The sequence below is a fragment of the Chryseobacterium daecheongense genome, from assembly GCA_027920525.1.
Taxonomy (GTDB): Bacteria; Bacteroidota; Bacteroidia; order Flavobacteriales; family Weeksellaceae; genus Chryseobacterium; species Chryseobacterium proteolyticum.
In genome coordinates this window covers 4,686,128-4,711,714 of record CP115858.1, presented here as the reverse complement: position 1 = coordinate 4,711,714, position 25,587 = coordinate 4,686,128, and the positions used below count along the sequence as shown (strand labels likewise).

At 36.8% G+C, this 25,587-nt stretch carries 22 protein-coding genes; 10 read left to right on the top strand and 12 right to left on the bottom strand.

The features are described from left to right. Positions 1–40 precede the first annotated feature (40 nt). From PFY10_21115 to PFY10_21085, 7 genes are all read right to left on the bottom strand, one after another. Entirely contained in the window at positions 41–3,613 is a 3,573-nt protein-coding gene (locus PFY10_21115; protein WBV56687.1) for a choice-of-anchor L domain-containing protein, read from the bottom strand. Between the two features lie 183 nt (positions 3,614–3,796). After that, positions 3,797–6,178, bottom strand: coding sequence for a choice-of-anchor L domain-containing protein (locus PFY10_21110; GenBank protein WBV56686.1), 2,382 nt, complete (start codon positions 6,176–6,178; stop codon positions 3,797–3,799). 240 nt (positions 6,179–6,418) lie between these two features. Beyond that, complete coding sequence (locus PFY10_21105) at positions 6,419–6,979, bottom strand: DUF1003 domain-containing protein (protein ID WBV56685.1); 561 nt, start codon at positions 6,977–6,979, stop codon at positions 6,419–6,421. Positions 6,980–6,989: 10 nt separating this feature from the next. Next, positions 6,990–7,757, bottom strand: coding sequence for a TIGR02757 family protein (locus PFY10_21100; GenBank protein ID WBV56684.1), 768 nt, complete (start codon positions 7,755–7,757; stop codon positions 6,990–6,992). A gap of 8 nt (positions 7,758–7,765) precedes the next feature. Beyond that, complete coding sequence (locus tag PFY10_21095; protein WBV56683.1) at positions 7,766–8,680, bottom strand: ribonuclease Z; 915 nt, start codon at positions 8,678–8,680, stop codon at positions 7,766–7,768. A 62-nt stretch (positions 8,681–8,742) separates the two neighbouring features. Further along, positions 8,743–9,327, bottom strand: a complete 585-nt coding sequence (gene rdgB / locus PFY10_21090; protein ID WBV56682.1) for an RdgB/HAM1 family non-canonical purine NTP pyrophosphatase — start codon at positions 9,325–9,327, stop codon at positions 8,743–8,745. A 19-nt stretch (positions 9,328–9,346) separates the two neighbouring features. After that, on the bottom strand, positions 9,347–10,177 hold the full coding sequence (locus tag PFY10_21085; GenBank protein WBV56681.1) for a type II CAAX endopeptidase family protein: 831 nt from the start codon (positions 10,175–10,177) through the stop codon (positions 9,347–9,349). Positions 10,178–10,399: 222 nt separating this feature from the next. Here PFY10_21085 and PFY10_21080 point away from each other — a divergent pair, with 222 nt between their 5' ends. Together PFY10_21080 and PFY10_21075 are read left to right on the top strand one after the other, a co-directional pair. Beyond that, entirely contained in the window at positions 10,400–11,995 is a 1,596-nt protein-coding gene (locus PFY10_21080) for a peptide chain release factor 3 (protein ID WBV56680.1), read from the top strand. A 223-nt stretch (positions 11,996–12,218) separates the two neighbouring features. Then, positions 12,219–13,151 (top strand): DUF4349 domain-containing protein, encoded by a 933-nt coding sequence (locus PFY10_21075; protein ID WBV56679.1) that lies wholly within the window; start codon positions 12,219–12,221, stop codon positions 13,149–13,151. A 280-nt stretch (positions 13,152–13,431) separates the two neighbouring features. Here the strand turns inward: PFY10_21075 and PFY10_21070 are convergent, their stop codons facing one another. Together PFY10_21070 and PFY10_21065 are read right to left on the bottom strand one after the other, a co-directional pair. Next, positions 13,432–13,797: a hypothetical protein gene (locus PFY10_21070; protein WBV56678.1), complete on the bottom strand. Its 366-nt coding sequence runs from the start codon at positions 13,795–13,797 to the stop codon at positions 13,432–13,434. A gap of 26 nt (positions 13,798–13,823) precedes the next feature. After that, a complete protein-coding gene (locus PFY10_21065) occupies positions 13,824–14,963 on the bottom strand; it encodes an acyl-CoA dehydrogenase (GenBank protein ID WBV56677.1) in 1,140 nt (379 codons plus the stop codon). Positions 14,964–15,108: 145 nt separating this feature from the next. Here PFY10_21065 and PFY10_21060 point away from each other — a divergent pair, with 145 nt between their 5' ends. After that, positions 15,109–16,887, top strand: coding sequence for a long-chain fatty acid--CoA ligase (locus PFY10_21060; GenBank protein ID WBV56676.1), 1,779 nt, complete (start codon positions 15,109–15,111; stop codon positions 16,885–16,887). 242 nt (positions 16,888–17,129) lie between these two features. Then, the gene (locus PFY10_21055; protein WBV56675.1) at positions 17,130–17,348 is read left to right on the top strand and encodes a cytochrome C551; all 219 of its coding nucleotides are present in this window, start codon (positions 17,130–17,132) and stop codon (positions 17,346–17,348) included. A 211-nt stretch (positions 17,349–17,559) separates the two neighbouring features. On the opposite strand, the gene PFY10_21050 is transcribed toward PFY10_21055, so the two are convergent. Beyond that, positions 17,560–18,357 (bottom strand): helix-turn-helix domain-containing protein, encoded by a 798-nt coding sequence (locus PFY10_21050; GenBank protein ID WBV56674.1) that lies wholly within the window; start codon positions 18,355–18,357, stop codon positions 17,560–17,562. A 166-nt stretch (positions 18,358–18,523) separates the two neighbouring features. Between PFY10_21050 and PFY10_21045 the strand changes: the two genes are divergently transcribed. Together PFY10_21045 and PFY10_21040 are read left to right on the top strand one after the other, a co-directional pair. After that, the gene (locus PFY10_21045) at positions 18,524–18,736 is read left to right on the top strand and encodes a hypothetical protein (GenBank protein ID WBV56673.1); all 213 of its coding nucleotides are present in this window, start codon (positions 18,524–18,526) and stop codon (positions 18,734–18,736) included. Between the two features lie 169 nt (positions 18,737–18,905). Further along, positions 18,906–20,066 carry a thioredoxin family protein gene (locus PFY10_21040; GenBank protein ID WBV56672.1) on the top strand — a complete coding sequence of 387 codons (1,161 nt, stop codon included), beginning with the start codon at positions 18,906–18,908 and terminating at the stop codon, positions 20,064–20,066. Positions 20,067–20,136: 70 nt separating this feature from the next. Here PFY10_21040 and PFY10_21035 read toward each other — a convergent pair whose 3' ends face one another. After that, complete coding sequence (locus PFY10_21035; GenBank protein WBV56671.1) at positions 20,137–21,159, bottom strand: ketoacyl-ACP synthase III; 1,023 nt, start codon at positions 21,157–21,159, stop codon at positions 20,137–20,139. A 72-nt stretch (positions 21,160–21,231) separates the two neighbouring features. Here PFY10_21035 and PFY10_21030 point away from each other — a divergent pair, with 72 nt between their 5' ends. From PFY10_21030 to PFY10_21020, 3 genes are all read left to right on the top strand, one after another. After that, complete coding sequence (locus PFY10_21030) at positions 21,232–22,131, top strand: magnesium transporter CorA (GenBank protein ID WBV56670.1); 900 nt, start codon at positions 21,232–21,234, stop codon at positions 22,129–22,131. A 277-nt stretch (positions 22,132–22,408) separates the two neighbouring features. Then, the gene (locus tag PFY10_21025) at positions 22,409–23,995 is read left to right on the top strand and encodes a patatin-like phospholipase family protein (GenBank protein WBV56669.1); all 1,587 of its coding nucleotides are present in this window, start codon (positions 22,409–22,411) and stop codon (positions 23,993–23,995) included. 32 nt (positions 23,996–24,027) lie between these two features. Next, on the top strand, positions 24,028–24,534 hold the full coding sequence (locus tag PFY10_21020) for a DUF2199 domain-containing protein (protein WBV56668.1): 507 nt from the start codon (positions 24,028–24,030) through the stop codon (positions 24,532–24,534). A gap of 53 nt (positions 24,535–24,587) precedes the next feature. Here PFY10_21020 and PFY10_21015 read toward each other — a convergent pair whose 3' ends face one another. Next, positions 24,588–25,118 carry an NAD(P)H-dependent oxidoreductase gene (locus tag PFY10_21015; protein ID WBV56667.1) on the bottom strand — a complete coding sequence of 177 codons (531 nt, stop codon included), beginning with the start codon at positions 25,116–25,118 and terminating at the stop codon, positions 24,588–24,590. Positions 25,119–25,210: 92 nt separating this feature from the next. Between PFY10_21015 and PFY10_21010 the strand changes: the two genes are divergently transcribed. After that, on the top strand, positions 25,211–25,585 hold the full coding sequence (locus PFY10_21010) for a helix-turn-helix domain-containing protein (GenBank protein ID WBV56666.1): 375 nt from the start codon (positions 25,211–25,213) through the stop codon (positions 25,583–25,585). Positions 25,586–25,587 lie beyond the last annotated feature (2 nt).

The window sequence follows — 25,587 nt, the reverse complement described above, 5'->3', positions numbered from 1 at the left end:
AATTATGAAAGGCTTACATTTAAGAGTATATTTTTAAAAATTAATTCCTGTTTTTCAACAATATCCATCCTGTTCGTAATTCTAATTTTTTACTCGCAGGATTCTCCCACTGTACTCTGTACCAATAAGTAGCAGTTGGCAGGGCTAATCCTTTTACTGTTCCATTCCAGGCAGGTTCTAACTTAGTAGCTTTAAAGAGTTCCTGTCCATATCTGTTGAAAATAGAAGCCGCAAAATTATTATATCCGCTTATTCCTGAAAAGTCGATTGTGTCATTCTTTCCATCTGAGTTAGGAGTGATAGCATTACTAATCACAAAGGTGAAGTAGCTTAATGAGGTACTACATTTGGCATCCTTTACCCTTACCATAAGATTATAATTTGTGTTATTTAGTACATTATTAAATATATTGGAATTCTGCCAGGTAAGCCCTCCGTCAATAGAATATTCCAATGTTCCTCCGGTAGGATTGGTTGCACTTAAAGTCAGCACATGGTTTTCATAAACAATATTGGTGAACTGTGGCAGATTAGGATTTAATAGCTGAGCGGTAAACGCTTTCGAACAGGTTCCATTACTTATGGTAACCGTATAGGTTCCTGTAATATTTGTTGAAATTGTTTGAGTCGTTGCTCCGTTACTCCATATATAAGTGTAATTCGGGCCACTTCCGGCATCCAGGATTCCTGTATCACCGGCACAAACATATACATCCTGTAAGGTAGAGGTAATAGCTGGCACCACTTCAATTGTAATCGTGGCAGGAACCAGTGATGTACATCCGTTCCCTCCCAGCGCATATACTGAGTAAGTTGTTGTAACCGTTGGAGAAACCACCTGGGTATTTCCGTTTCCGGTCAATCCGACCCAATTATAAGTAATCCCTCCAGAAGCTGTTAATGTAACAGATTCTCCGGCACATATTTTTGATTTTGAGGCAGTCACTGATGCAACCGGTGGCCCTACGATCACGGTAACCGTTGCAGGATTTGTTGAAATACATCCATTAGCTCCTACAGCATATACAGTATAAGTTGTAGTGACTGTCGGAGAAACCGTTTGTGTACTCCCGTTTCCGGTCAGACCCGTCCAGTTATAGCTTACTCCTCCGCCGGCTGTTAAAGTCACCGACTCTCCTACACAAATTTGAGCGTGGGAAGAAGTTAAGGTTGCCGTTGGTGGTGTTTTATTTTCCACCACCGTAACATTGGCTGTGTAGCTACAGTTTACATTTCCAGGCTGTGTTGTATTCTGTACTGTTAATGTATACGTTCCGCCTGCATTAACAACCGGTGTTAATGTATTGGCCCCTGAAACAATATTGCCTCCTGTTGTAGTCCATAATATGGAAGAACCTGCCGGCACGACTGATGCCGATGCGTCCAATGTAATCTGTGTCGTGGTACATGTAATAGTTGGTGGAGTTGCAATCGTTAATGTTGTTTCGGCAGTTTTTAATAGCTGCAGATTGACTACATAACTACATCCGCCATTCTTCACCAGAACATAAACCGTTACATTCCCTGGCGTCGGATAAGCTGTTGGTACCGCAATCGTATTGGCGTTTCCTGCATTAGCGTCCGCTAAATTGGCATAGTAAGCAAAGGTTGCCGTTCCTACCGTTGTAATTTGTGGCTGAGCAGAAGTAAGATCATATGTTAAATTACCGGGTTGATAACATTTAAGCAAAGTAGCATTTTGCACTGTAATAGGTTGGGAAACCTCAATTGTTATACTTGCAGGATTTTGAGAAACACATCCATTTGCTCCAACAGCAGTTACCGTATAAGTGGTGGTAGTGGCTGGTGTTACGGTTTGCGTATTTCCCGTCCCCGGTAATCCCGTCCAATTGTACGTAGCCCCACCGGAAGCAGTTAATGTTACAGTCTCCCCTGCACAGATTAATACTTTAGTTGCCGATACAGTCGTAGTTGGAGGAGCACTATCCCCTACTACAGTAACGGTTGCAGTTGCTGTACACACTACATTTCCGGGCTGGTAGGTATTGGAAATAGTCAATGTGTAAGTTCCGGCCGCATTCACTACAGGAGTTAAAGTGTTTCCTCCGGAAACAATATTTCCACCTGTGGTAGTCCAGTTAAATGTAGATCCTGCAGGATATACAGAAGTCGATGCATTTAATGTTATTTGTGAATTAGCACATGTAAGCGGTGTAGGAGGAGCTATTGTCCCCGTCATTTGAGGGGCTTTGATCAACTGGAGCTGAGCAACTTTTGAACAAAATCCGTTTTTAACCAGAACATAGACCGTCTGTCCTCCAGGACTTGAATATGTTGCCGGTGTTGCTATCGTATTTCCATTTCCGGCATTGGCATCCACTAAATTGGCATAATAAGCAAATGTAGCTCCTGGAGTTGTACTGATCGATGTTTGAGCAGCCGGTAAATTAAATATTGCATTTCCTGGAGCATAGCAGGCTGTCAACGTTGCATTTTGTACCGTAGGTGAAGTTCCGCCTACGATCGTTACAGTAGCCGTTCCGGGACATGTATTTCCTGCAAGAAGCACCTGAAGCGTATAAACTCCTGGTTGCGTCGCTGTGTAAGTCGCGTTGGTAGCTCCAGCAATAGGAGTATTATTCAAGAACCACTGATAGGAAGCCGTAGCATTCTGAATCGATGCAGTAAGTACCTGAGGAGTATTGTCACACATATTAATAGACGGAGGAAGCGCTACTCCTCCGGGACCTAAAATCTGAACTCCGATATCGAAGGATCCTGCTTCCAAAAAAACGGCAGAATCAAAATTTACGTCCTGATAATCCGCTAAAACCATTTTAAAATGATAGGTTTCACCTGGAATTACCGTTGCTTTTGCTGTTAAAGGAACCGTGCGTCCGTCAAAGTTGGTTTCAACCTGAGGATTATTCATTCCTGCAAAATATTGTGCATTTTTAGGACCACAAGCCAAGCCTGAAGGAATAATATTGGTTACACTTACAGGGCCTGCACCATTGGGTAAAACTGCTAAATTAGTGTAAGTAGGATCACCGACTTTTTTCAGTAATAAGGCAAAGCCATCTGCGATACTACATGTAAAAGTTCCTGATGGTGAATATTCTTTAGAAGCAAATAAGTATCGAAAAGAAACTTCAGTAGAACTAGGTACAAAGTCAAATTCGATATAAGTAGCATCCCTTAAATTGGCATTATTAACATTCAGGGCTGTTGCTAAGTCAACGTCACCTCCTGAAGGAAGCGGATCGCTTAAGACACTTTGAAAGTTATTCCCTGCTTTTCTGGCAAATCCCGTTACAAGGACAATACCTTTTGAAAATGGAAAGTTGGTCCCTGCCTTATTAAAATAACCCCAGCTTCTGTTCTGATCCGTTGTTGGTAGATTAGGAGATACATTTACATTACTTACATTGGCTGTGGTACACGTAGACCCTCCTGCGATAAGAACATCTTTTACCAACTGAGTAATGTTATAGTTAGATTCTGGATATCCGGCTGCATTTACATCAATAAATGCTCCGGCTTTCATACTTTCAGCTGTAGGTTGTTTTAGTTTAATGTTTTGCCCCCTGTTCTGGGAGAAGACTATATTACCTGCAAGAACTAAAAATAAAGCCAGAAATAAACTTCTCATCCTCCTATTTAACATTTTATATTGTTTTAAACAAAAATACTATTTTTTTTAATTGAAACTCAAATCTATTCAAATTGTATTGTTAATAATGTAAACATATTTATCTTAAAATACTCTTTATAATTTAATAAAACACAAAAAGACTAACGAATCGTTAGTCTTTTTGCAAATATGATTAATATTTTATTCAAAATTCTTCAGGAGGATCCAGCCGGTTTTCACTGCTTTTTCCTTACTGGCAGGATCTTCAAAAGTCACCTGATACCAATATGATGCAGTAGGTAAACGCTTGCCCTGGAAATATCCATCCCAATAAGGCCTTACTTTTTCGGCTTTATAGACTTCTCGCCCGTAGCGATCAAAGATACTTGCAGTAAAATCTTTATACTCATTGATTCCTCTAAAATCGATGATATCGTTTACATTATCTCCGTTAGGAGTAATTACATTTTTCATCATAAATGTGAAGTATTCAAGAAACCCTACACAACTGGTATTCTTCACACGAACCCTGATCGATATCAGCTTATTTTTTGGAACATTATTGAATATATTGGAAGGCTGCCATGTTAATCCATTATCAATAGAATATTCTAAAATTCCGTTACTCGGATTACTTGCGGTAATAACCATCGTACCACTGGAGTTATAATCCACTTTAATGACAGTTGGTATCACAGCTTTAATTACCTGTGTTGTAAATACCTTAGAGCAAACACCATTGTCGATAGTAACAGTGTAGGTACCGTTTGTTGCTACAGTAATCGTTTGTGTTGTTGCCCCTGTATTCCAGGTATAAGTATAGTTAGGACCAGCTCCGGCATCTAACGTAATCTGATCTCCGGTACAGATCATTCCTCCGGTAAGATTAGAGGTAATAGCCGGAACCACTTCTACTGTTACCGTAGCCGGTTGTAATGATTTACAACCCTGCACCCCAATCGCATATACGGTATACGTAGTCGTCTGAGTTGGACTTACTGTTCTTGTAGGTCCGTTTGTTGAAACGTCACTCCATTGGTATGTGGCACCACCAGAAGCTGTTAAAAGAACAGATTCACCGGAACAGATTTTCATTTTTGAAGAAATCAGCTGTGCTACAGGAGTCGCTTCTTTTCTCAATGTCAACTTTACCATTTTGCTACAAAATGCACCATTAGAAACTACTACATACAAAATTTGTCCGTCAGTCCCGTCGTAGCTGGCTAGGTTGTTTATGAAATTATTATTTTGGGCAACTGCGTCTGCCTGATTTACATAAAAGTGAAACACAGCTCCCGCAGTAGTACTGATCAATGGCATTGCTGTATTTAAATCAAAGTTTAAAGCATTTGGCGTCGTACAAATCTTAAGCACTGCATCATGTGCTGTAGGAGTTGTTCCTCCAACAATCGTAATAGTTGCTGATCCCGGACACTGATTTCCAGGTACCGAAACTTTCACCTCATAAACGCCAGGCTGTGTCGCCACATACTGAATGTTGGTAGCTCCCGGAATAGGAACGCCATCTTTAAACCACTGAAAGGTCATTCCCGGTACTGTAACTACCTGTGCTTTTAATATCTGTGGAGTATTATCACACATGTTTACCGTGCCCGGTAAAACCGTACCATTTCCATCAACAATTTTAATTCCGATATCAAAGGATCCACCTTCTAAAAAAACAGCTGAATCTAAACTTTGGTCATTGTAGTCTGATAAAACCATTTTAAAATGATAAGCAACACCAGGCGTTACATCGGCAATGGCTGTTAAAGGAATGGTTCTTCCGTTATAGTTTGTTTCTATATTTGAAGTATTATAACCCGCGAAATAAGAGTCGTTAAGAGCTCCGCAAGTTAATGGAGACCCATTATCCTGGTTTGCAGGACGTATATTCGTTACACTTACTGCACCTGCTGTTCCCGGAAGTACAGCGACATTCACGTAAGGTCCACCTGCTACAGGTTTTATCAATAATGCAAACGCATCAGAATAATTACACGGATAACCTCCTGTATATTCTTCAGAAGCAAATAAATAATTAAATTTTACCTGATTGGAGTTGGGTACGAAATCAAATTCCAATGCAACTGCATCCCGTTGGTTACTCAGGTTAGTTCCTGTAGCTGCAGCGAGGTCAGCATCACCTTGCATAGAAATACTTCCGGATAAGCTTCCGCTTACCAGAGAATTCCCGGCCTGTCTTGCATAACCCGTAGTAAGTACAATTCCGTCTTTGAAAGGAAAATTGGTAGTAGCTCTGTGAAAATACCCCCAAAACCTGTCATTGTTTGCAACATCATGATTCGGGCTTACTGTAACATTCGTCACATTCGGAGTTGAGCAGTTTGTACCTCCGTTAATCAGGATGTCTGTAACAAGCTGTGTGGGAGTAAAAGCAGATGGAGCGTACGAGGCAACATTTACATCAATAAATGCTCCAGCCTTCAGACTTGCTGCCGTACTTTTTTCCTTTTGTGGCTTTCTTTGAGGCAGTTTCCCTACATTTTGGGAAAACGAAAAGAGCGGGGCTAATAGCAATATTAAAAAGAAAAAGTAGTTTTTTAGTCTATAATTTAACATTTTGGTATTGTTTGTTCAAAAATAGCAAAAATAAACATATGATGTTAATATTTTACGAATCAAAAGCAGTAATTAGATAAAATAAATACTAAAAAAATAATTCACTGAAATTAAACAATAACAGTATCCGTATTTGGAAATAAAATATTTAATATTTCGCTCAAAATCAGAAAAATTAAAATTTAAATAAAAATAAGACTTATAAAAAAGAGTTTCACACACTCAAGAAGTATATTGTATCTATATTGAACCATCTTTTTTTAGATCATCAATTTCATTCTGAAGCCTTAATATCTGATCTTTTAAAGCTTTTATCTCGTTCTTGTTGGAATTTACACTGCTTTTCAATATCACTTTTTTTGCCCGTTCATTATGATCTTCATCGTCCTCATCCTCATTGATCTCCTCAATATCTTCCTGAATATCTTCAATATCTTCGTTAATTTCTTCGATATCCTCACTGATCTCTTCGATATCTTCGCTGATTTCCTCTATATCTTCACTGATCTCTTCAATGTCTTCCTGAATATCCTCAATGTCTTCCTGGATATCTTCGATCTTTTCGTGGCTCCTGTTAACAGACATCTGAATGAAGATTGCCAGGTAAATGGCTTCCAATGAAACTACAGTAGTAAGGATAAGAAGCATTTTATCAAATTCTACAATATGAAGTAAAGGCAGCAGAAATGAAATAATAAAAAATAAGGTATGGGCTATAAGGGATGGAATAGAACCAATCCACCAGGTAATTCCATTAGCAATCCTTTCAAGAACTTCTGTTTTTTCAGTGTTTGATTTCATTATTTCCTCTTTATAAAAATTCTTTACTAACTCCTAATCCAAATAATGCAAAATCATATTTTGCAGGATCCTTATCATCAAACTGCCTGATTACCTGATCGAGCTCTTCTACTGTTTTCCAGTCGTTCTGAGTTCTTGTAATCAGACTAAGCTTTCTCGAAATGTTCCCGGTATGAACATCCAGCGGAATCGACAGGTATTTCGGGTCTATATTTTCCCAGATACCAAAGTCTACACTTCGTTTATCTTTTCTAACCATCCACCGTAAGAACATAATGATTCTTTTGGAAGATGAATTTTTGTAAGGTGAGCTCACATGCTTATGACTTCTGTGTTTAGATGTTTCTAAGAAAGAAGTCCTGAACCTTTCAATAGCATGCAAAAAATTAAATTCGGAATCTTTGATCAGGAAAAGATTTTCCAGGCTTTCATTTTCTCTGTAAACCTTATTAAATTGCTGTATAAAATAAGTAAAGTCTTCTCCGTTAAAAGTTCTGTGGATACTTTTGTCCCGAATCGAATCCAGATCTTTTTCTGAAAAATTCATAACAAAATCGTATGGAGAGTTCCCCATGATATCCAGCATTTTTTCTGCAGAACGGATAATAGATTTTCTGTTTCCCCACGATATGGTTGCGGCCAGGAAACCTGCAATCTCAATATCCTGCTTTAAGGAAAAACGATGGGGAATCTGGATCGGATCATCTTCAATAAAATCATAGTTATTATACTGATCCGATTTTTCATTCAAAAAATCTCTTAACTCTTCAAAATTCATAACTTCATCTAAATTTTCACACTTTCCAATGCTTTCGGCAGGAATGTATTAGGAAAAACAGTTCTTGCCTCATCGGTAAATACGGTCAGATCTCCATATCTGTTGGAAAAATGCCCAAGAATAAGTTTACCTACCTCCGCTTTCTGTGCTATCGTAGCTGCTTCCAAAGCCGTTGCATGTCCGGTATAATCCGCCATTTCCTTTAAATCATGTAAAAAGGTTGATTCATGATACAAAACAGTAACATTCTTTATAATAGGAATCACAGATTCCAGATATCTTGTATCACTACAAAAAGCATACGAAACCGATGGCATAGGATCCACTGTTAGGATTTCGTTTTTCAGAACATATCCGTCACTAAGCACAAAGTCCTTCCCTGCTTTTATATTATGATAATCACAAACTTCAATTTCATTGTACTTGGCTATCTCCTTCATATTGATATGTCTGTCCTTCGGCTTTTCCCTAAAAAGATAACCGTTACAGTAAATCCTGTGATCCAAAGGAATTGTAAACACCTCTACTCTATTGTCCTCATAGATCTTTTCGGAATAGTCCTTGTCCAGCTCGTGATAAATAACTTCAAATCCACGATGGGTTTCCGTAATGGTAAAAATGGTTTCCAGCATTTTTTTAATCCCCTTGGGACCATACACGTGTAAAGGAGTTTCCCTGCCCAGCAAACGGAAAGAAGCAATAAGTCCCGGTAATCCGAAACAATGATCCCCATGAAGATGGGAAATAAAAATATGATTAATCTTTGAAAACCTTGCTTTGGCTTTTCTCAACTGAACCTGTGTACCTTCTCCACAATCGATCAGGAAATGTCTTTCTTCCATTTCAAGCAACTGTGCCGTGGGAGAGGTATTAATCGTAGGAATTGCTGAATTAAAGCCTAATATCGTTAAATAAGTACTCAAATCAATAGTTTATTATAGCAAATGTACGACAGAAATTTTGGATATGCCTGTTTCTAAAACTATTATTGATATTCACCGGCAACTTTAAGATGATCCAGAAACAAATCCAAAGCCTGTTTCCGGTGGCTGATCTTATTTTTGTCTTCAGGGTTCATTTCAGCAAATGTTCTTTCATGTCCTTTCGGAACAAAAATCGGATCATATCCAAATCCTTTATGTCCTTTATTCTCTGTCAACAGATTTCCGTAAGCCCTCCCTTCAAAATATTGAGCTCCATTTTCATCATAATAACATAAGACTGTAATAAAATAAGCTTTTCTGTTTTCAACACCTTCCATTTCGTCTAAAACTTTTTCTATATTTTTTGCAAAATCATGATCTCCTGCATAACGTGCCGAAAAAATCCCCGGACGACCATCCAAAGATTCCACAACCAATCCGCTGTCATCTCCAAGACTTGGAATCCCTGTCTTTTCAAAACAATATTTGGCTTTGATAAGGGCATTGGCATTAAAAGAGTCTCCATCCTCTACAATCTCCTCATGGATGTCGTAATCTGTAAGACTTTTGACAGTATAACCTCCTCCTAATATTTGTTGAATTTCTTCCTTTTTATGTTGATTGTGCGTTGCAACTAATAATTCCATATCCTTTTCATTTTTTTAATTAAATTTCAGCGTAATGTACCTTGTATTTTTTCATAAAAAGATAGTAAAACAGAGAAAAAAGTACAATCCCTACTGCTAGCAATATCCATTCAGAAATTTTAAATGCTTCTGAAAAACTTTCATTTTTTGTATACGTAATCAATAATGATGAACATAAGTTATTAAAACCATGCAGCAACATCGGCAATAAAAGCGACTTTGTCCTTTCATAAACAATTCCTAAAACGCAGCCCAGCAGAACTGCTCCCACAAACTGCCATGGATTCCCATGCACCAGTCCAAAAATAATGGAAGCATACAATATCGCTTTCCAGGGTTTTACTCCTTTATTGATAAGTCCTTTCTGAATAATTCCTCTAAAAATAATTTCTTCAAAGATCGGAGCCATAATCACAGCCGTTATGATCATAACGACAGGATCATCTGTCAGCTGATTCATCAACTCACTGAAAAACTCATAATATTTCCCGAAAAAAGGCCCGGTTACAGGAATCTGAGAGGTTATAAACTCAGAAATAAACATCATCCCTATCATCATTGGAAAAATCAGAAGATAGGTATAGAAATTGGTAGGAGAAAAATTGAAATTCAGCTTTTGTTTTGTGGTAGGCCTAACAATGAAAAAATCAAAAAAAGCAATTGCCGTTAAAAATCCTGCTGCATTGGATAACATAAAAAACCAATCTTTGAGCTGTAGGTTTTCTTTAAAAATCAGCATCCAAAAGAAGTTCAGAAAAGTGACGAACAAGGTTCCCACAAATAATCCTCCTAATAAAACAACGCCACCGATCCATGTAAAAGTATAGTTTGGATATCTGCTGTTTTTCATGTTTTTCCTTTGTAATAATTAAGGAACAAAGGTAATTTTTTTGAAGGCCTTAAACAACAAAAAAAGAAAATTCTTAGGGCTGTTTAAATTCCGGAAAGTGATTCGGTTCCTACATTCCGGTTATCCTTTGATTCCGAATATACCGGAGAGTTTTCTTTTTGTTTTGTAATTTATTTGACAGCGTCATAAAAAATCACGATTTTTGCAACTTCAAAATACACTATGTCAGACTTAATCAAAGAAATACAAAAAAGAAAAACATTTGGGATTATTTCTCACCCTGATGCCGGAAAAACAACCTTGACGGAAAAGTTACTTCTTTTCGGGGGAGCTATTCAGGAAGCTGGTGCAGTAAAATCCAACAAGATAAAAAAAGGAGCTACCTCCGACTTTATGGAAATTGAAAGACAGAGAGGAATCTCTGTTGCCACTTCCGTATTGGCTTTTGAATACAAAGGGCACAAAATAAACATTCTGGATACTCCCGGGCATAAGGATTTTGCCGAAGACACGTATAGAACATTAACTGCAGTTGATTCCGTAATCGTCGTGATAGACGTGGCAAAAGGAGTTGAGGAACAAACAGAAAAACTGGTTCAGGTTTGTAGAATGAGAAACATCCCGATGCTGGTTTTCATTAATAAACTGGACCGTGAAGGTAAGGATGCTTTTGACTTGTTAGATGAAGTTGAACAAAAACTGGGTCTTAGTGTAGTCCCTCTTTCCCTGCCAATTGGAATGGGTAGTGACTTCCAGGGTATTTATAATATCTGGGAAAACAATATCCAGTTATTTCTGGAGGAAAAAAAGCAAAAAGTTGGTGAGACGGTTAAATTTGATGATATCAACGATCCTGCCATCGATGAACTGATCGGGGAAAAAGCGGCTAAAACTTTACGTGATGAGCTGGAGCTCGTGCAATCCGTTTACCCGGAATTCAGTCGTGAAGATTATATGAAAGGTGATTTACAGCCGGTTTTCTTTGGATCTGCTTTGAACAACTTTGGGGTACGTGAATTATTGGATGCTTTTATAGAAATTGCACCGATGCCACAACCTAAAGAAAGCGATACCCGAATTGTAAAACCTGAGGAAAATAATTTTACAGGATTCGTTTTCAAAATCCATGCTAATATGGATCCTAAACACAGAGACCGCCTGGCATTCGTTAAAATTGTATCCGGAACTTTTAAAAGAAATGAAAATTACTTATTAGTAAGAGAAGGTAAAAAAATGAAATTCTCATCTCCGAATGCTTTCTTTGCTGATAAAAAAGAAGTAGTAGATGAAAGTTTCCCTGGTGATATTGTAGGATTACACGATACGGGAAGTTTCAGGATTGGTGATACATTAACCGGTGGAGAAAAATTGAGCTTTAAAGGAATACCTAGTTTCTCTCCTGAACATTTCCGTTATATCAATAATAACGACCCACTTAAAGCTAAGCAATTGGCTAAAGGTATCGATCAGCTAATGGACGAGGGGGTTGCTCAGTTATTTACCCTTGAAATGAACAACCGAAAAATAATCGGAACGGTAGGTGCGCTTCAGTATGAAGTTATTCAATACCGTCTTGAGCATGAATACGGAGCAAAATGTACGTACGAACCTCTTTCTATGCACAAAGCATGCTGGGTGGAAGCAGATGAGAAATCTGAGGAATTTAAAGAATTTGCAAGGCTGAAACAGAGATTCCTGGCAAGAGATAAGTATAACCAGCTTGTATTTTTAGCAGATTCTTCGTTTACCATCCATATGACTCAGGAGAAATTCCCGAATGTCAAACTCCATTTCATCAGTGAGTTCAGTCAACAATAAAAAATTGTTACCCAATAATTTAAAACCGTTCAGCAGATACTGAGCGGTTTTTTTTTGTACAAAATCTATAAAACAAAAGCATTCCCCATTTGTAAAATAGTTTTACAAACAATACAAACGCCTCATTACATAGCACTTAAGATTTTACCGAAAGAATACAGTCTTTTTACAAGCGAAGCTTTGATCACCCAGCTAATTTTACCTCATCAAAAAAATTAATCGTATGAAAAAGTATATCTTACTTATTGCTTTATCCACCTCCTTTATAGCATGTAAAAAAAGTGAAGCAACGCAATCTCAGCTGAAAGAAGCTGTACAATCTGTTGACAGTTCTGTTGTTGCCGCATCAGAAGGCATCAATAAGATGGCCAACACGGCAGATGCTGTATTTGATTCTGCAAATGTAAAAATCAAAGAATTTGATCAAGCTCAAAGCAACCTCAAAGAAACTATTGAAGCGACCTCAAAAAGTGTGGACTCCCTTTCGCAGCAGATTACTTCCACCCGGCTTGAATCAAAAAAAGAAAAGAAAGATTCTACGGAAAAAAAAGCTGAAAAAATGGTGATCAATGTTCCTTCTCCAAAGATCATTAGAGAAACCCGGGTTGTTTATAAAGATAAAAACAACAAGGCAAATGAAGAAGCAAATATTTCTAAAAACAGAATGATAAAAACGGGTACCCTGGAATTAAAAGTTGAAAACGCCGAAACAGCCAAAGACCTTGTAAGCGAGCAAATAAGAAAATATGATGGTTTTATAAGAAGTGAAAGTATTTCTTCGGGTAATGATGATAAGAAAACGGCTTATCTGCGAGTAAAGGTTCCCATCCAGAAATTTGAATATCTTATGGCTGATCTCAGTAGTATCGGCTCTGTTGAAAAAAAAGAAACAGAAGTTTCCGGGCAGAATTATCTGGAAAATACAATGTGTGATCTGGAAATTACTTTGTACGGAACAACATCATGGTATGCGGAAGATAAAGAACCTGAAACTTTTGGTAATCGCTCGATCACTGCCATCTCTTCAGGATGGGATGTTATCACAGGTATTTTTTTATTTTTCCTGCCTTTCTGGCCTGTATTCCTTATCGGAGGGATCGGATATTATTTTTACAAAAGAAAAAACAAAAATATTCCCAAAAGCCCTTCTCATTAAGTACAAAATCACCTTCAGACCTGGGGGTGTTTTATTTTTAATTTTTTTTTAATGCCCGGAAGGTCATAAAGAAAATATTCTTTACTAACTTTATGATACAGAATTAAAAAACGAACACCTGGCAGTATAGACCAATTTCCAAAGTCCGGTCAGGTGATTATTAAATAAAATCTTACTTTATTCAATACATAGATAAAGAAGATCATATAAAAGAAACAATATTATATCTTAATATTTTGTGGTGCGTGTATATGAAAGGCTCTCGATCGAGAGCCTTTCATTATTTCATATTCACTACTTTATCTACAACATACCTGGTATTTCCTCTCCATGGTAAGGCTCCTTTATATTCTTTATAATGAAGATCAAAGCTTTTACCACTGTTGGTTTCAAGTTGTTTAAAAACTTCAGGATCGTTTACAGAAAACTCAAACTCGTAGCTTGTTATACTTCCTGTTTTTCCCCGGCCGAAGCCTTCCTGAATCAATTTACCTTCATACGTCTTAAAAACATATCCTTTCTTAATCGCGTAATTCAGATAACCTGATTTTACTCCTTCTCCGAAAACGAAGAAGTATTTATACCATACAAATACTCCTAAAAGAAGTACAATGACTCCGAGAGTAATCCACCAAGTTTTTTTCATAAATAGTTGTGTTTGTTTGTTTTTTTTTATTTTGAAATACTTCTTGAAATCACAATTTTCTGGATTTCAGAAGTTCCTTCATAGATCTGGGTGATCTTAGCATCACGCATAAATCTTTCCACGTGATATTCTTTCACGTATCCATAGCCACCATGGATCTGTACTGCTTCAATAGAAGTATCCATTGCTACCTGGGAAGCATATAACTTTGCCATCGCTCCACTTTCAGAGATATCTTTTCCTGCATCTTTTTCAGTTGCAGCCTTAAAGCAAAGCATTCTGGCAGCTGTAATTTGCGTAGCCATGTCTGCTAATTTGAAGGCAATAGCCTGGTGGTTGATAATTTCAGTTTTAAACGCTTTTCTCGTTTTAGCATATTTCAAAGCCAGCTCATAAGCTCCGGAAGCAATTCCTAAAGCCTGAGAAGCAATCCCGATTCTTCCTCCATTTAGTACAGCCATAGCAAAATTGAATCCAAATCCATCTTCTCCGATTCTGTTCTCTTTTGGTACTTTTACGTTATTAAAGATCAAAGAGTGTGTATCACTTCCTCTGATTCCCAATTTATCTTCTTTCGGTCCGATTTCAAAACCTTCCCATCCTCTTTCCACGATAAACGCATTGATTCCCTTATGCTTTTTCTCAGGGTCAGTTTGTGCAATAACGATGTAATAAGTAGCCGTACCTCCGTTGGTAATCCAGTTCTTGATTCCGTTCAAAAGGTAATAATCTCCCTTATCCTCTGCAGTGGTCTTTTGTGATGTTGCATCTGATCCTGCTTCAGGCTCAGATAAAGCAAATGCACCAATTACCTGACCACTTGCCAAAGGGGTAAGATATTTTTGTTTTTGTTCCTCAGAAGCAAATTTTTCCAAACCTGCACAAACTAATGAATTGTTTACAGACATTACAACCGCTGCAGATGCATCTACTTTTGCGATCTCCTCCATTGCCAAAACGTAAGAAACACTATCCATTCCTGCTCCACCGTACTTCGGATCTACCATCATCCCTAAAAGCCCCATTTCACCCATCTTCTTTACCTGCTCAGTCGGGAATTTCTGATCGCGATCTCTTTCAATAACCCCTGGTAATAGTTCGTTTTGTGCAAAATCTCTTGCTGCTTGCTGTATCATCAGCTGTTCTTCGGATAAATTAAAGTCCATAAAAATTAATAATTAGATGGTCGTAAATTTACACTTTTTAAGCAAATCTGAAAAAATAATTACTATTGGAAAATTCCAGTGAGGTTTATGCTATTTTCACAAAAATGCTTATATTTAGATTTCCTTAAAAATTACATAAAAAATTATGACGATCAAAAGATTATTCGATATACCTCACTATGCTTTGGAGAAATTTCCTAAAACGGACATGTTCGTTACAAAGTATCAGGGTGAATGGAAAAAAACATCTACACAGGAATTTATCAATCAGGGAAACAAAATATCCAGGGGACTTTTAAAGCTTGGAATAAAACCCGGAGATAAGATTGCACTCATTACCACCAATACCCGTACGGAATGGGCGGTGATGGATTTGGGACTCTCCCAGATCGGTGTTGTTTCAGTCCCTGTATATCCAAGCATATCCCATGAAGATTACGAATTCATCTTTAATAATGCCGAAATACAATATTGCTTTGTTTCTGATAAAGAATTGCTTGCTAAAGTAATGAAGGTGAAACATAACATTCCTTCTTTACAAGGGGTTTTCACATTTGATATGATCAGTGGTGCTCCAAACTGGCGTGAAATTTTGGATCTGGGTGAAGATGATTCTACACAAATTGAAGTGGAAGATCTATCGAATGCCATTAATTCTGAAGACCTGGCCACCATTATTTATACTTCAGGAACTACAGGAAGGCCTAAAGGAGTAATGCTTACCCACCATAATATCGTTTCCAATGTTCTGGGTTCTGTTCCAAGGATTCCCAAGAAAAGAAACCTTGACTATAAAGAAACAAGAGTGTTAAGCTTTTTGCCGATCTGTCATATTTTTGAAAGAATGCTTTTCTACCTGTTCCAATACAATGGGTTCTCCGTTTATTTCGCTGAAAGCATTGATAAAATGGGAGAAAATGTAAAGGAGGTAAAACCTCATTATATGAGTGTTGTTCCGCGATTGGTAGAAAAAGTATATGATAAGATTTACAACACCGGATCTTCAGCAGGAGGATTAAAATCAAAAATCTTTTTCTGGGCCCTGAACCTGATCTCAAAAAAGAAAGAAGTTTCAAAGCCTTCCAGTCTTTTGGAACTTATTGCTGATAAACTTGTATTTTCAAAATGGAGAGAAGGTCTGGGAGGTGAAATCATCACTTTGGTCTCCGGTTCTGCAGCACTTTCCACAAGATTAAACCTGATGTTTCAGAATGCCGGAATTCCTATTCTGGAAGGATATGGATTAACCGAAACATCGCCCGTGATCTCCGTAAATAGTTTTGATAAGATGAAAATCGGAACCGTAGGACTTCCATTGGATAATTTACATGTAAAAATCCAGGAAGACGGTGAAATAACAGTAAAAGGTCCTTCTGTTTTTAAAGGTTATTTTAAAAATGAAGAAATGACAAAAGAAGTTTTTACTGAAGACGGATATTTTAAAACCGGAGATATCGGAAATATTGATGCTGACGGCTTTCTACAAATCACCGATCGTAAGAAAGAAATGTTCAAAACATCCGGAGGTAAATATATTGCACCACAGATTATAGAAAACCTGGCAAAAGCTTCTAAATTCATAGAACAGATTATGGTAGTCGGTGACGGCGAGAAAATGCCATGTGCACTTATTCAGCCAGACTTTGAATTTGCCAAAAGCTGGGCTATGAGAAATAATCTGAATGTAGGCTCTACTCCTCAGGAAATTGCAAAAAGCCCTGAATTAAAAGAAAGAATAGAAAAAGAAATTGATGGCATTAATGAACATCTCGGAAACTGGGAAAAAATTAAAAAGATTGAATTGACTCCTGAAGTATGGAGTATTGAAGGAGGTCTTTTAACGCCTACTCTTAAACTCAAGAGAAAAGCGGTCAAAGAAAAGTTTATTAATTTATACAATAAAATGTATGAGCATCATGAATAAAATAGTAACCGCCCTTACCAGGGCGGTTTTTTATGTTTTAAATATTGAGTTCATCCTTAGAAAGTCAAATAAAATTTCATCATTATAAATATTTTAAATACAATTCTTAAATTTTATTATTCAAATAAACGCAATAAATTTTTAATTAACATAATTTTCATTTTTTTATTGTTTTTTAATAATACAGGCACCCCGTTAGGAACAATTATTGAACTGTCTGTTATACACCAAAACAGAATATTATGAAAAAGTTGATATTGCTAACCCTGGGTTTAGGGATATTTGCAGTGAGTTGCGGAACCAAGGAGGCCCAAATGTCATCAGGAACTACAGATTCTACAGCAGTAGATAAAACTGTGAAAACAGCCCCTTCTACTACTGATACAGTCAAAACAAAGACATTACCTCCTGATAGTATCAAAATGAAAATGGATACGGTAAAAGCTCCCGCAACCCGATAATAAATTTTTAACCTAAATATGGAAAATCCGCAGCTGAAACGCTACGGATTTTTTTATGGAGTACAGATTTTGATTCTGGTGTACATATTGAACAGCCCCTGAACCTTAAACAGGAAACACTGCAATAATAATTTTAGTTTTCGTGATTAGTGGTATTGCTTTCAAAAGTACACATTCCTCTCTATGAAAAATTGTAAAATTGTAAACCTGGCTAAAGAAACAACCATTTTACTTTTCCTTCGGAATATACCTTGTCAAAAAATTTTCTAGGGGTAAAACCTGTGAGCGCTTTAAAATCTTTTATCAGGTGGGATTGATCATAAAACAAGTGATCATAGCTTAGTTCGGTAAGAGTTTTCTTCCCGACATGCTCCAGGAGAGTTTCTCTGAACCGTTGAATTTTCCTGAAATCGGACGGACTTTTACATAAATAAAGATCGAAAAGCTTATTAATCGTCTGCCTTGTTGTTTTATATTCACAGGCATGAGCTTCTATAGACTTATCCAGGTCCATCAGTACATCACCCACCAATTCATTAAGGAATGCATGATTGAAACCTATATACCTGGACATCCAAAAATCTTCAATCATTTCTACTCTTTTTTCAGGATCCTGTTCTTCTAAAATCGGAATCATTGAGGCTTCAAAATCATCATAAGGAAAAAACATTTTGGAAAAGTCCTTGGTATATTCTTTCAATGGCCGTTCTAAAAAAGCATTTAATCCCAATGGCTTAAAGTAAAAGGTTATTTCATTTAAGCAGCCTTGTATTAATACTTTTATAGGCCTTTTATAATGGCATATCAAGTCTGATGAAAATCCGCCGTTATTTTTTTCAATGACCCGTATCTCATTATTTTCAAACTGCAGCTCTACATTCCGGGATATTGATACAATACTGTAGTTATTAGGAAAAGTGAGATACTCTATATCCTCTGAATACCGGCATTTATTCAGGAAATAATAACCTTCCAGAAAATTAGCCAGCATGGGATTCTTAGGTTTCATCAATTGCAGTTCCATGTCTTTTTCTTATAATGCTTTGATATACAATAGGTCTCAAAAATAACTGAAAAATTACATTATCTCGTATTTTTATAATGAATATTAGCTTATATACTATTAATACTAATATTTTTCTATATTTGATCAACAAACATTAAAAGAAATTACTATGAAAAAATTATGGATCGGAGCAGTTTTAGGGTTATTTATTATGAGCAGCTGCGCCCAGAATAAAGAAAAGCGGGAAGAATTTAAAGATGAGCATGATAAAAATGCCATGAGAAATACAATGGGAGATTCTGCAGTTGCCAACTCTGACACGGCTCAAACCAGCCCATCGGACAGTTTAAAAGCAAAAACAGATTCTACAAAAACAAAATAATAAAATAATCCGCAGAAATTCTGCGGATTTATTTTTACATAGAAGAAGAGCCCAATCAACTGGTATTAAAAGTTTATCATTAAAATAGATAATATCGTAACAATTTTCACTGTAGTACGACTTATGCATTGACATATTTATTACATTTGCAATCAATAAAAAAGTATTTATGAAAAAGTTAACGATACTCTCTTCAATCTTCGTGGGTGTATTTGCTTTTGCACAAGGTATCAAATTTGAGGATACCAGCTTCGCAAGCGTTGTTGCTAAAGCAAAAAAAGAAAACAAGCTGATCTTTATCGATGCCTATGCATCATGGTGTGGACCATGTAAACTGATGGCAAAAAACATTTTCCCATTGAAAAATGTGGGAGATTATTATAATTCTCATTTTATCAATGCCAAAATTGACATGGAAAAAGGGGAAGGAATTGACCTTGCCAAAAAATATAATGTAAAAGCGTTCCCTACTTACTTGTTCATTAATGCAAACGGTGAAGAAGTACACAGAACGTTGGGATATGTAGAAGAAAATGATTTCGTTCAGTTTGCTAAAGATGCGGAAGACCCGAATAAAAGACTGACTGCATTAAAGCAAAAATTCGAAAACGGAGAAAAAGATCCTGAATTCTTAAAGAATCTTGCCGGACTTACCATTTATAATGACTCGGAATTTGCGGGTAAAGTCCTGGATCGTTATTTCCAGGGAAAATCCAGTCTGAATCAGGAAGATGTTCAGATATTACTTGCCGGAATTCAAAGTACAGAAAGTCCTTTGTACAAAATTTTTAAAGATAAAAAAGCGGACATTGTGAAGGTCCTTCCTGGTGAAAAATACGATATGGTGGATAAGAATATTAAGATGAATACCATCGTTAAAAAGTCTTATAATGCCGACACCAAAACATGGAATGACAGTTACTTTTTAGCCGAAACCCAGAAGTTTCTAAGCAAAGAAGAATCTGAAAAAATCTTAAAAAGAGCAAAATCCAGCAGAGCATTGAAAAATAAGGACATTGCCACTTATGAGGCATTAACTTTAGATTTATACAAAGATTATTCGGCTGCCTCTTCTGAAGAACTGAATTCTATTGCATGGAACTTTTTTGAAAATGTAACCACAAAATCATCTCTTGAAAAAGCAATCCTTTGGGCTCAGGAATCGGTAAAGAAAAGTGAAAGCTATGCAAATACAGATACCTTAGCGAACCTTTACAATAAGGTTGGGGATAAAAAGAATGCTAAAATCTGGGCTGAAAAGTCTGTAGCACTGGCTAAAAGCAGTGGTGAAGATGCTTCGGATACTGAAAAATTATTGAAGAGCCTTTAAACAACTTTTATATATAAATAAGAACCGCAGTGTAACTGCGGTTCTTATTTATTTATATCCGATCAAGATATTAATATTCAAACAATACACTTCCCCAGGTAAATCCACTTCCGAAAGCGGAAAGAAGCACCAGGTCTCCTCTTTTGATTTTACCTTCTTCAATCGCTTCGCTTAAAGCAATCGGAATAGAAGCTGCCGTTGTATTTCCATATTTCTGGATATTGTTGTAGATTTTTTCATCCGGTAATCCGAACTTCTGCTGTACAAATTGGGCAATTCTCAGATTCGCCTGATGGGGAATAAACATATCGAGATCTTCAACTGTTTTTCCTGCTTTATTTAATGCTTCCACCATCGTTTCAGGAAATCTTGTTACCGCATGTTTGAATACGAAGTTTCCATTCATAATAGGATATACTTCTTTATTGGTAACATTTTCGGGCTCTTTTCTCATGCGATCACTCCAGCCGTATTTTGAACCCGGAAACTGGGTACATAATTCGTCTGCATATTTACCTTCAGAATGCATGTTAAAGGATAAAATATCTCCCGCATTCTCGTCCTCAGTTGCAGAAAGGATAACAGCTCCTGCCCCATCCCCGAAAATCACGGAAACCCCTCTTCCTTCATCAGAAAAATCCAAACCAAAGGAATGTACCTCAGCGCCTACGACTAAAATATTTTTATAGGCTCCGGTTTTAATAAAAGCATTAGCTACACTCATCGCGTAAACAAATCCTGAACATTGATTCCTTACATCCAATGCTCCGATGGTATCGCATCCCAGCATATCCTGAAGCAATACCCCACATCCTGGAAAATAATAATCGGGAGAAAGCGTGGCAAAAACAATATAATCGATATCCTTAGCGGTTAATCCTGCTTTTTCAAGAGCTTTTTCAGACGCTTTGAATGCCAGGTAGGCTGTCGTCTCCTGTGAATCGTTTCTGTTTTTCCTGTGTCTTCTTTCTTTGATGCCTGTCCTCTCCGTGATCCATTCATCATTGGTAGTCATTAATTTAGCTAAATCATCATTCGTTACAACATTATCCGGAACATAAAATCCGATTCCTTTTATTGTACTTTTAATCATATAGTTTTTTAATTTTGGCAAAGATAAACTTATTTGACCCATAGTATTTCAAAATATTAGTATTTTTACTTTATGCCAATCGATACGATATACAGAGATTCCCACTGCGAATGGGTGGATGTAGAAGCTCCAACCCCAGAAGATTTACAGTTTCTTCATGAAAGATATGAGATTAATAATCTCCTTCTGGAAGACACCCTTGATCCTAATCACCTTCCGAAATATGAAGAGGATGGGAATGTAAAGTTCTTCCTGCTGCGGGAAAGTACAGAACTGGAAAGGAAAAATCTGAATACGATAAGTGATATCAGCACCAAGATTGGAATTTTTCTTCTGGAAAATACGATCATTACAGTTCACAGGATGAAAACCAGAAGCATCACCGAAACAAAAAAACAACTTTCTTCCAGCACCACAGATTCGTCACCGGAAAATATCGCCCTGATGATCGCCCTATTGATCATGAAAAGCTTTGATGATGAGTCAATCAGCTTACTGGAAACCATGGATAATATAGAAAATGAAATTTTCTTAAAGAATACCAATCATACGACCCAGATCCGAAGGCTTTATAAACTGAAAAGAAAATCAGGTTTAAACTCGAGGGTCCTTATTATTTCTACAGATGCCGTTGATAAGTTTAAACTTCTGAATCTTCAGGATTCCGAATTTGTAGACCTGAAAGATAAGCACAAAGACGTTGTTGCCGATTTTGATCACCTGAATATCCAGATCACCAACCTTATTTCTATGTTCCTGGCATTATCGGATCAAAAAGCCAACCAGGTGATGAAGGTATTGGCAATTTATTCTGTTTACTTCTTACCGATTACTTTTATAGCGGGAGTCTACGGAATGAACTTTGATAATATGCCGGAACTGCATCATAAGCATGGTTATTATTTCACTTTGGGATTAATGGCTTTAATTGTCATTGTTACTTTTATTTATGCGAGGAGAAAACAGTGGTGATGGATCGGTCTTCAAGATATGGAGTTTTTTAAGGGAAGGATTAGATTTGCTTACCAAACATAATTATAAAATTTGCAATTTTTCTTAAGAGCTAAGTTTTTTTTAATCGCACAGGTCACTCAGTTTTGCACAGATGCTTATTGAATATTTAACTCTGAAAATGGGGTGAAATCTGGATATCTTTTGGTATTTTTATCTTCAATAAAACCACTGAGCTTTAAAGCGACTATACAAAAGCTGCAGTTTTTTATTTTAAATCTAAAAACACCAAACCACCATGAAACCGGATCTTCTTAATAAAATTCTCGGTGATAATGTTCTTTCAAAAGAGTCTAAAGATAAACTTATGGCTCTGCATGAAAATATTTCCACCAAAGAGTTCTCGGATCTACTGGACGCTGAAGGCCATCAGTATGTCGAATTTGTACAGGAAGGCGGTGGTGTTTGGGGAAGTGCACTGGTAGGTTATCTCTATGGTCTTGAAATATTCGGTGTCCGTTTTCTGAAAGTGGCAGGTACAAGTGCCGGGGCTATCAATACAATATTAATTGCGGCTTATAAAACAAAAGAAGAAGCTAAAAGTGAAGTAATCAAAGAAATTTTATTCAACTGGAATTTTGCAGATTTTATGGATGGTAAACCTTATGTAAGGACTACTATCCATGCAATGCTTAATAACAAAAACTTCCTGAAGATAAATACGATTATTGCAATTATTATTTTACTCATCCTTGTGATTACCCCATTTGCGGTATCCTCTGAAACGGTATGGAGGGCAAAGCTTATTTTCCTTATTCCCATTATTCCTTTGATTCTGATATTTTTCTGCCTGAAAAAGTTTTATAATGATTTCCGTAAACAAAACAGCGGTCTTAATCCCGGAAACACATTTTTAAATACCATGAAAGATGCTCTGGATGGTTTCGGTGTGAAAACGGTCGCTGACCTTAATCAGAAATTTTCTGCCAGGGAGGGTGCACTCAATCTTAACTACCGTTACGGCAATAATCAGGAATACTACACCATAGCACTAAGAAGTATAGAAGAAATAAAAAATGCTAATCTGGAACATATAGACGAAACGCAGTATAAAATATTTTATGACAGTGCCGTCAGCAATGATCATTATAAAAATAACCCCTTCTATCAGTTAAGATCAGAATACGTTGTCGTTACAACAGATATTAACGCTAAAATAAAGGTGGAACTGCCTACGATGGCCAATTTATACTGGTCAGAAGAAGAACTCAAACACAGCAGTCCGGCTGAATTTGTGCGTGCTTCCATGTCTGTTCCGTTCTTTTTTGAACCTTTTCAAAAGAGGATTAATAAAGATGATGATTCTGTAAAATACGCATGGAGGTTCTGGATGAATACAAAACCGCAAGATATTTATCCTGTGGGTGTTTTCATAGATGGGGGAAGCATTTCCAATTTCCCTATTGATCTTTTTCATGCCAATGATGTATTCTATCCGAGAATGCCTCTGTTTGGTGTACAGCTTACGAGTAAGTCCGAAGGGGATGCCGATAAGGGGAAAACCAGCGAGCAGATCTTAAAAACCCCTTTTTCATATGCAGGAAATATCATTGAAACTCTGAAAGGCTTTAATGATAAATCATTCCTCACCAAACATACTTTTTATCGTTTGTATAGCATACAAATCGTAGATTGTGGAACCAGCAGCTGGCTTAATTTCTTTATGAAAAGGGAAGAAAAGGAACAACTTTTCAATGCGGGTTTTTCAGCCGCACTGGATTTCCTCAATGGATTCGACTGGAAAAAATACAAAAAGGAAAGAATGATGATATCGATGAAGGAGAAAAAAATACTGAAGGAAGAAGATACGAAGACGGTGGGTTAAAGAATTTCTAATATCAATAAAATAAAATACTTATGAAATATATCTGTGAATGCTGTGGTAAAGAAATGGAAGACTGGCCAGCCCTTGCTTATAAATCACCGTCAAGCTATATGCAGTTAACAGATGTAGAATTGCAAAATGCCGAAATAAGTTCAGACTTATGTATTATTGAATATCCCAAACAGACGGACAGATTTATTCGTACCGTATTGGTACAGGAAATTATTGAGAGTTGTCAGACTCTTGAATATGGAGTCTGGGTAAGTTTAAGTGAAAAAAGCTTTAGTGAATATGTTGACAATTACAATAATGAAGATTTTGGAGCCGAATATTTCGGGTGGTTATCCAATGATCTTCCCGATTATGATTTCTCAGAAAGCATTCCAATGACAGTCGTCGTCAATAATAAAATAGGCCGCCCGCTCATTTACCCACATCAAAATTTCGAACATCCGTTTGTCTATGATTTTTACAATGGAATTACGATGAAAGAAGCTCAGCAAAGAGTAGATAGGGTTCTACAAAATAATAAATTTTAAACATAGCTGGAAAAAGCCGGATCATCTATCATTTAAATGATCCAGCTTTTTTATTATAATTTATCAAGAAACTTTAGATATTCCGGGACACTTTTCTCTATCCATTCCTGTGAAGTATTAATTTCCAAGTTGTAATAGGTAAAAAGATCTTTATAATCAGCCTGAATGTATTCAAAAGTGAGTTCAAAAGGTCTGGTCAATTCTTTCATTGTATATTTATATTTACCGGAAGCAGAATAATCTTCTTCTTCCACGCCGGCTGTAATAGCCAAAGCAATTTTCTTCCCTCCTACTTTGAATCCGCTTTTGCTTCCGTATGCCCATCCATAGGTTAGAACTTCATCAAACCATTTTTTTAAAAGCGGCGGACTGCTGAACCAATAAAAGGGAAACTGAAAAACTATTTTATCATAACTTTCAATCAATTCATGTTCTCTCTTAACATCAATTATACCATCAGGATATTCCTTATACAGATCATGAACGGTATATTTTTCAGGATACTGAGAGAGCTCTTCCACCCATCTTTTATTGATCAGCGAATCTTTCATTACAGGATGGGTAACAATTACCAATGTTTTCATTTTAATGCAATTTATAGTTACAAAAATAATCCTATCCACTTACATTTCGTACATTAGCAACCTAATGTATGGTACTATAAAAAAAGTAAGTAATGAGCAAAATAAAGGAAACATCAACAAATTTTGAGAATAAAAAACTCTTATCCGATGAATGTTCTGAGGTTTATGCTTCCAACATTATCGGTGGACAATGGTCACTGGCTATATGCAGCTGGCTGATTAACGGGAAAATGAGATTTGGGGAATTAAGGAAACTTTTACCCAATATTACAGAACGTATGCTTACCTTACAACTCAGGAAGCTGGAAGAAAATAAGATCATTACAAGAACCGTTTTTGCGGAAGTCCCACCTCGTGTTGAGTATGAACTTACAGCAATAGGTTATAAGCTAAAGCCTATCATTAAAGAACTTGAGCAATGGGGAACGGAGCATAAGGAAATCGTAAATTCGGATAGACTAAATTGACA

What these genes read in the sequence shown, in the direction of transcription:
- PFY10_21115 (WBV56687.1), bottom strand. Translation starts at nt 3,613, where the DNA reads ATGAGAAGTTTATTTCTGGCTTTATTTTTAGTTCTTGCAGGTAATATA.
- PFY10_21110 (WBV56686.1), bottom strand. Translation starts at nt 6,178, where the DNA reads ATGTTAAATTATAGACTAAAAAACTACTTTTTCTTTTTAATATTGCTA.
- PFY10_21105 (WBV56685.1), bottom strand. Translation starts at nt 6,979, where the DNA reads ATGAAATCAAACACTGAAAAAACAGAAGTTCTTGAAAGGATTGCTAAT.
- PFY10_21100 (WBV56684.1), bottom strand. Translation starts at nt 7,757, where the DNA reads ATGAATTTTGAAGAGTTAAGAGATTTTTTGAATGAAAAATCGGATCAG.
- rdgB (WBV56682.1), bottom strand. Translation starts at nt 9,327, where the DNA reads ATGGAATTATTAGTTGCAACGCACAATCAACATAAAAAGGAAGAAATT.
- PFY10_21085 (WBV56681.1), bottom strand. Translation starts at nt 10,177, where the DNA reads ATGAAAAACAGCAGATATCCAAACTATACTTTTACATGGATCGGTGGC.
- PFY10_21080 (WBV56680.1), top strand. Translation starts at nt 10,400, where the DNA reads ATGTCAGACTTAATCAAAGAAATACAAAAAAGAAAAACATTTGGGATT.
- PFY10_21075 (WBV56679.1), top strand. Translation starts at nt 12,219, where the DNA reads ATGAAAAAGTATATCTTACTTATTGCTTTATCCACCTCCTTTATAGCA.
- PFY10_21070 (WBV56678.1), bottom strand. Translation starts at nt 13,797, where the DNA reads ATGAAAAAAACTTGGTGGATTACTCTCGGAGTCATTGTACTTCTTTTA.
- PFY10_21065 (WBV56677.1), bottom strand. Translation starts at nt 14,963, where the DNA reads ATGGACTTTAATTTATCCGAAGAACAGCTGATGATACAGCAAGCAGCA.
- PFY10_21060 (WBV56676.1), top strand. Translation starts at nt 15,109, where the DNA reads ATGACGATCAAAAGATTATTCGATATACCTCACTATGCTTTGGAGAAA.
- PFY10_21055 (WBV56675.1), top strand. Translation starts at nt 17,130, where the DNA reads ATGAAAAAGTTGATATTGCTAACCCTGGGTTTAGGGATATTTGCAGTG.
- PFY10_21050 (WBV56674.1), bottom strand. Translation starts at nt 18,357, where the DNA reads ATGAAACCTAAGAATCCCATGCTGGCTAATTTTCTGGAAGGTTATTAT.
- PFY10_21045 (WBV56673.1), top strand. Translation starts at nt 18,524, where the DNA reads ATGAAAAAATTATGGATCGGAGCAGTTTTAGGGTTATTTATTATGAGC.
- PFY10_21040 (WBV56672.1), top strand. Translation starts at nt 18,906, where the DNA reads ATGAAAAAGTTAACGATACTCTCTTCAATCTTCGTGGGTGTATTTGCT.
- PFY10_21035 (WBV56671.1), bottom strand. Translation starts at nt 21,159, where the DNA reads ATGATTAAAAGTACAATAAAAGGAATCGGATTTTATGTTCCGGATAAT.
- PFY10_21030 (WBV56670.1), top strand. Translation starts at nt 21,232, where the DNA reads ATGCCAATCGATACGATATACAGAGATTCCCACTGCGAATGGGTGGAT.
- PFY10_21025 (WBV56669.1), top strand. Translation starts at nt 22,409, where the DNA reads ATGAAACCGGATCTTCTTAATAAAATTCTCGGTGATAATGTTCTTTCA.
- PFY10_21020 (WBV56668.1), top strand. Translation starts at nt 24,028, where the DNA reads ATGAAATATATCTGTGAATGCTGTGGTAAAGAAATGGAAGACTGGCCA.
- PFY10_21015 (WBV56667.1), bottom strand. Translation starts at nt 25,118, where the DNA reads ATGAAAACATTGGTAATTGTTACCCATCCTGTAATGAAAGATTCGCTG.
- PFY10_21010 (WBV56666.1), top strand. Translation starts at nt 25,211, where the DNA reads ATGAGCAAAATAAAGGAAACATCAACAAATTTTGAGAATAAAAAACTC.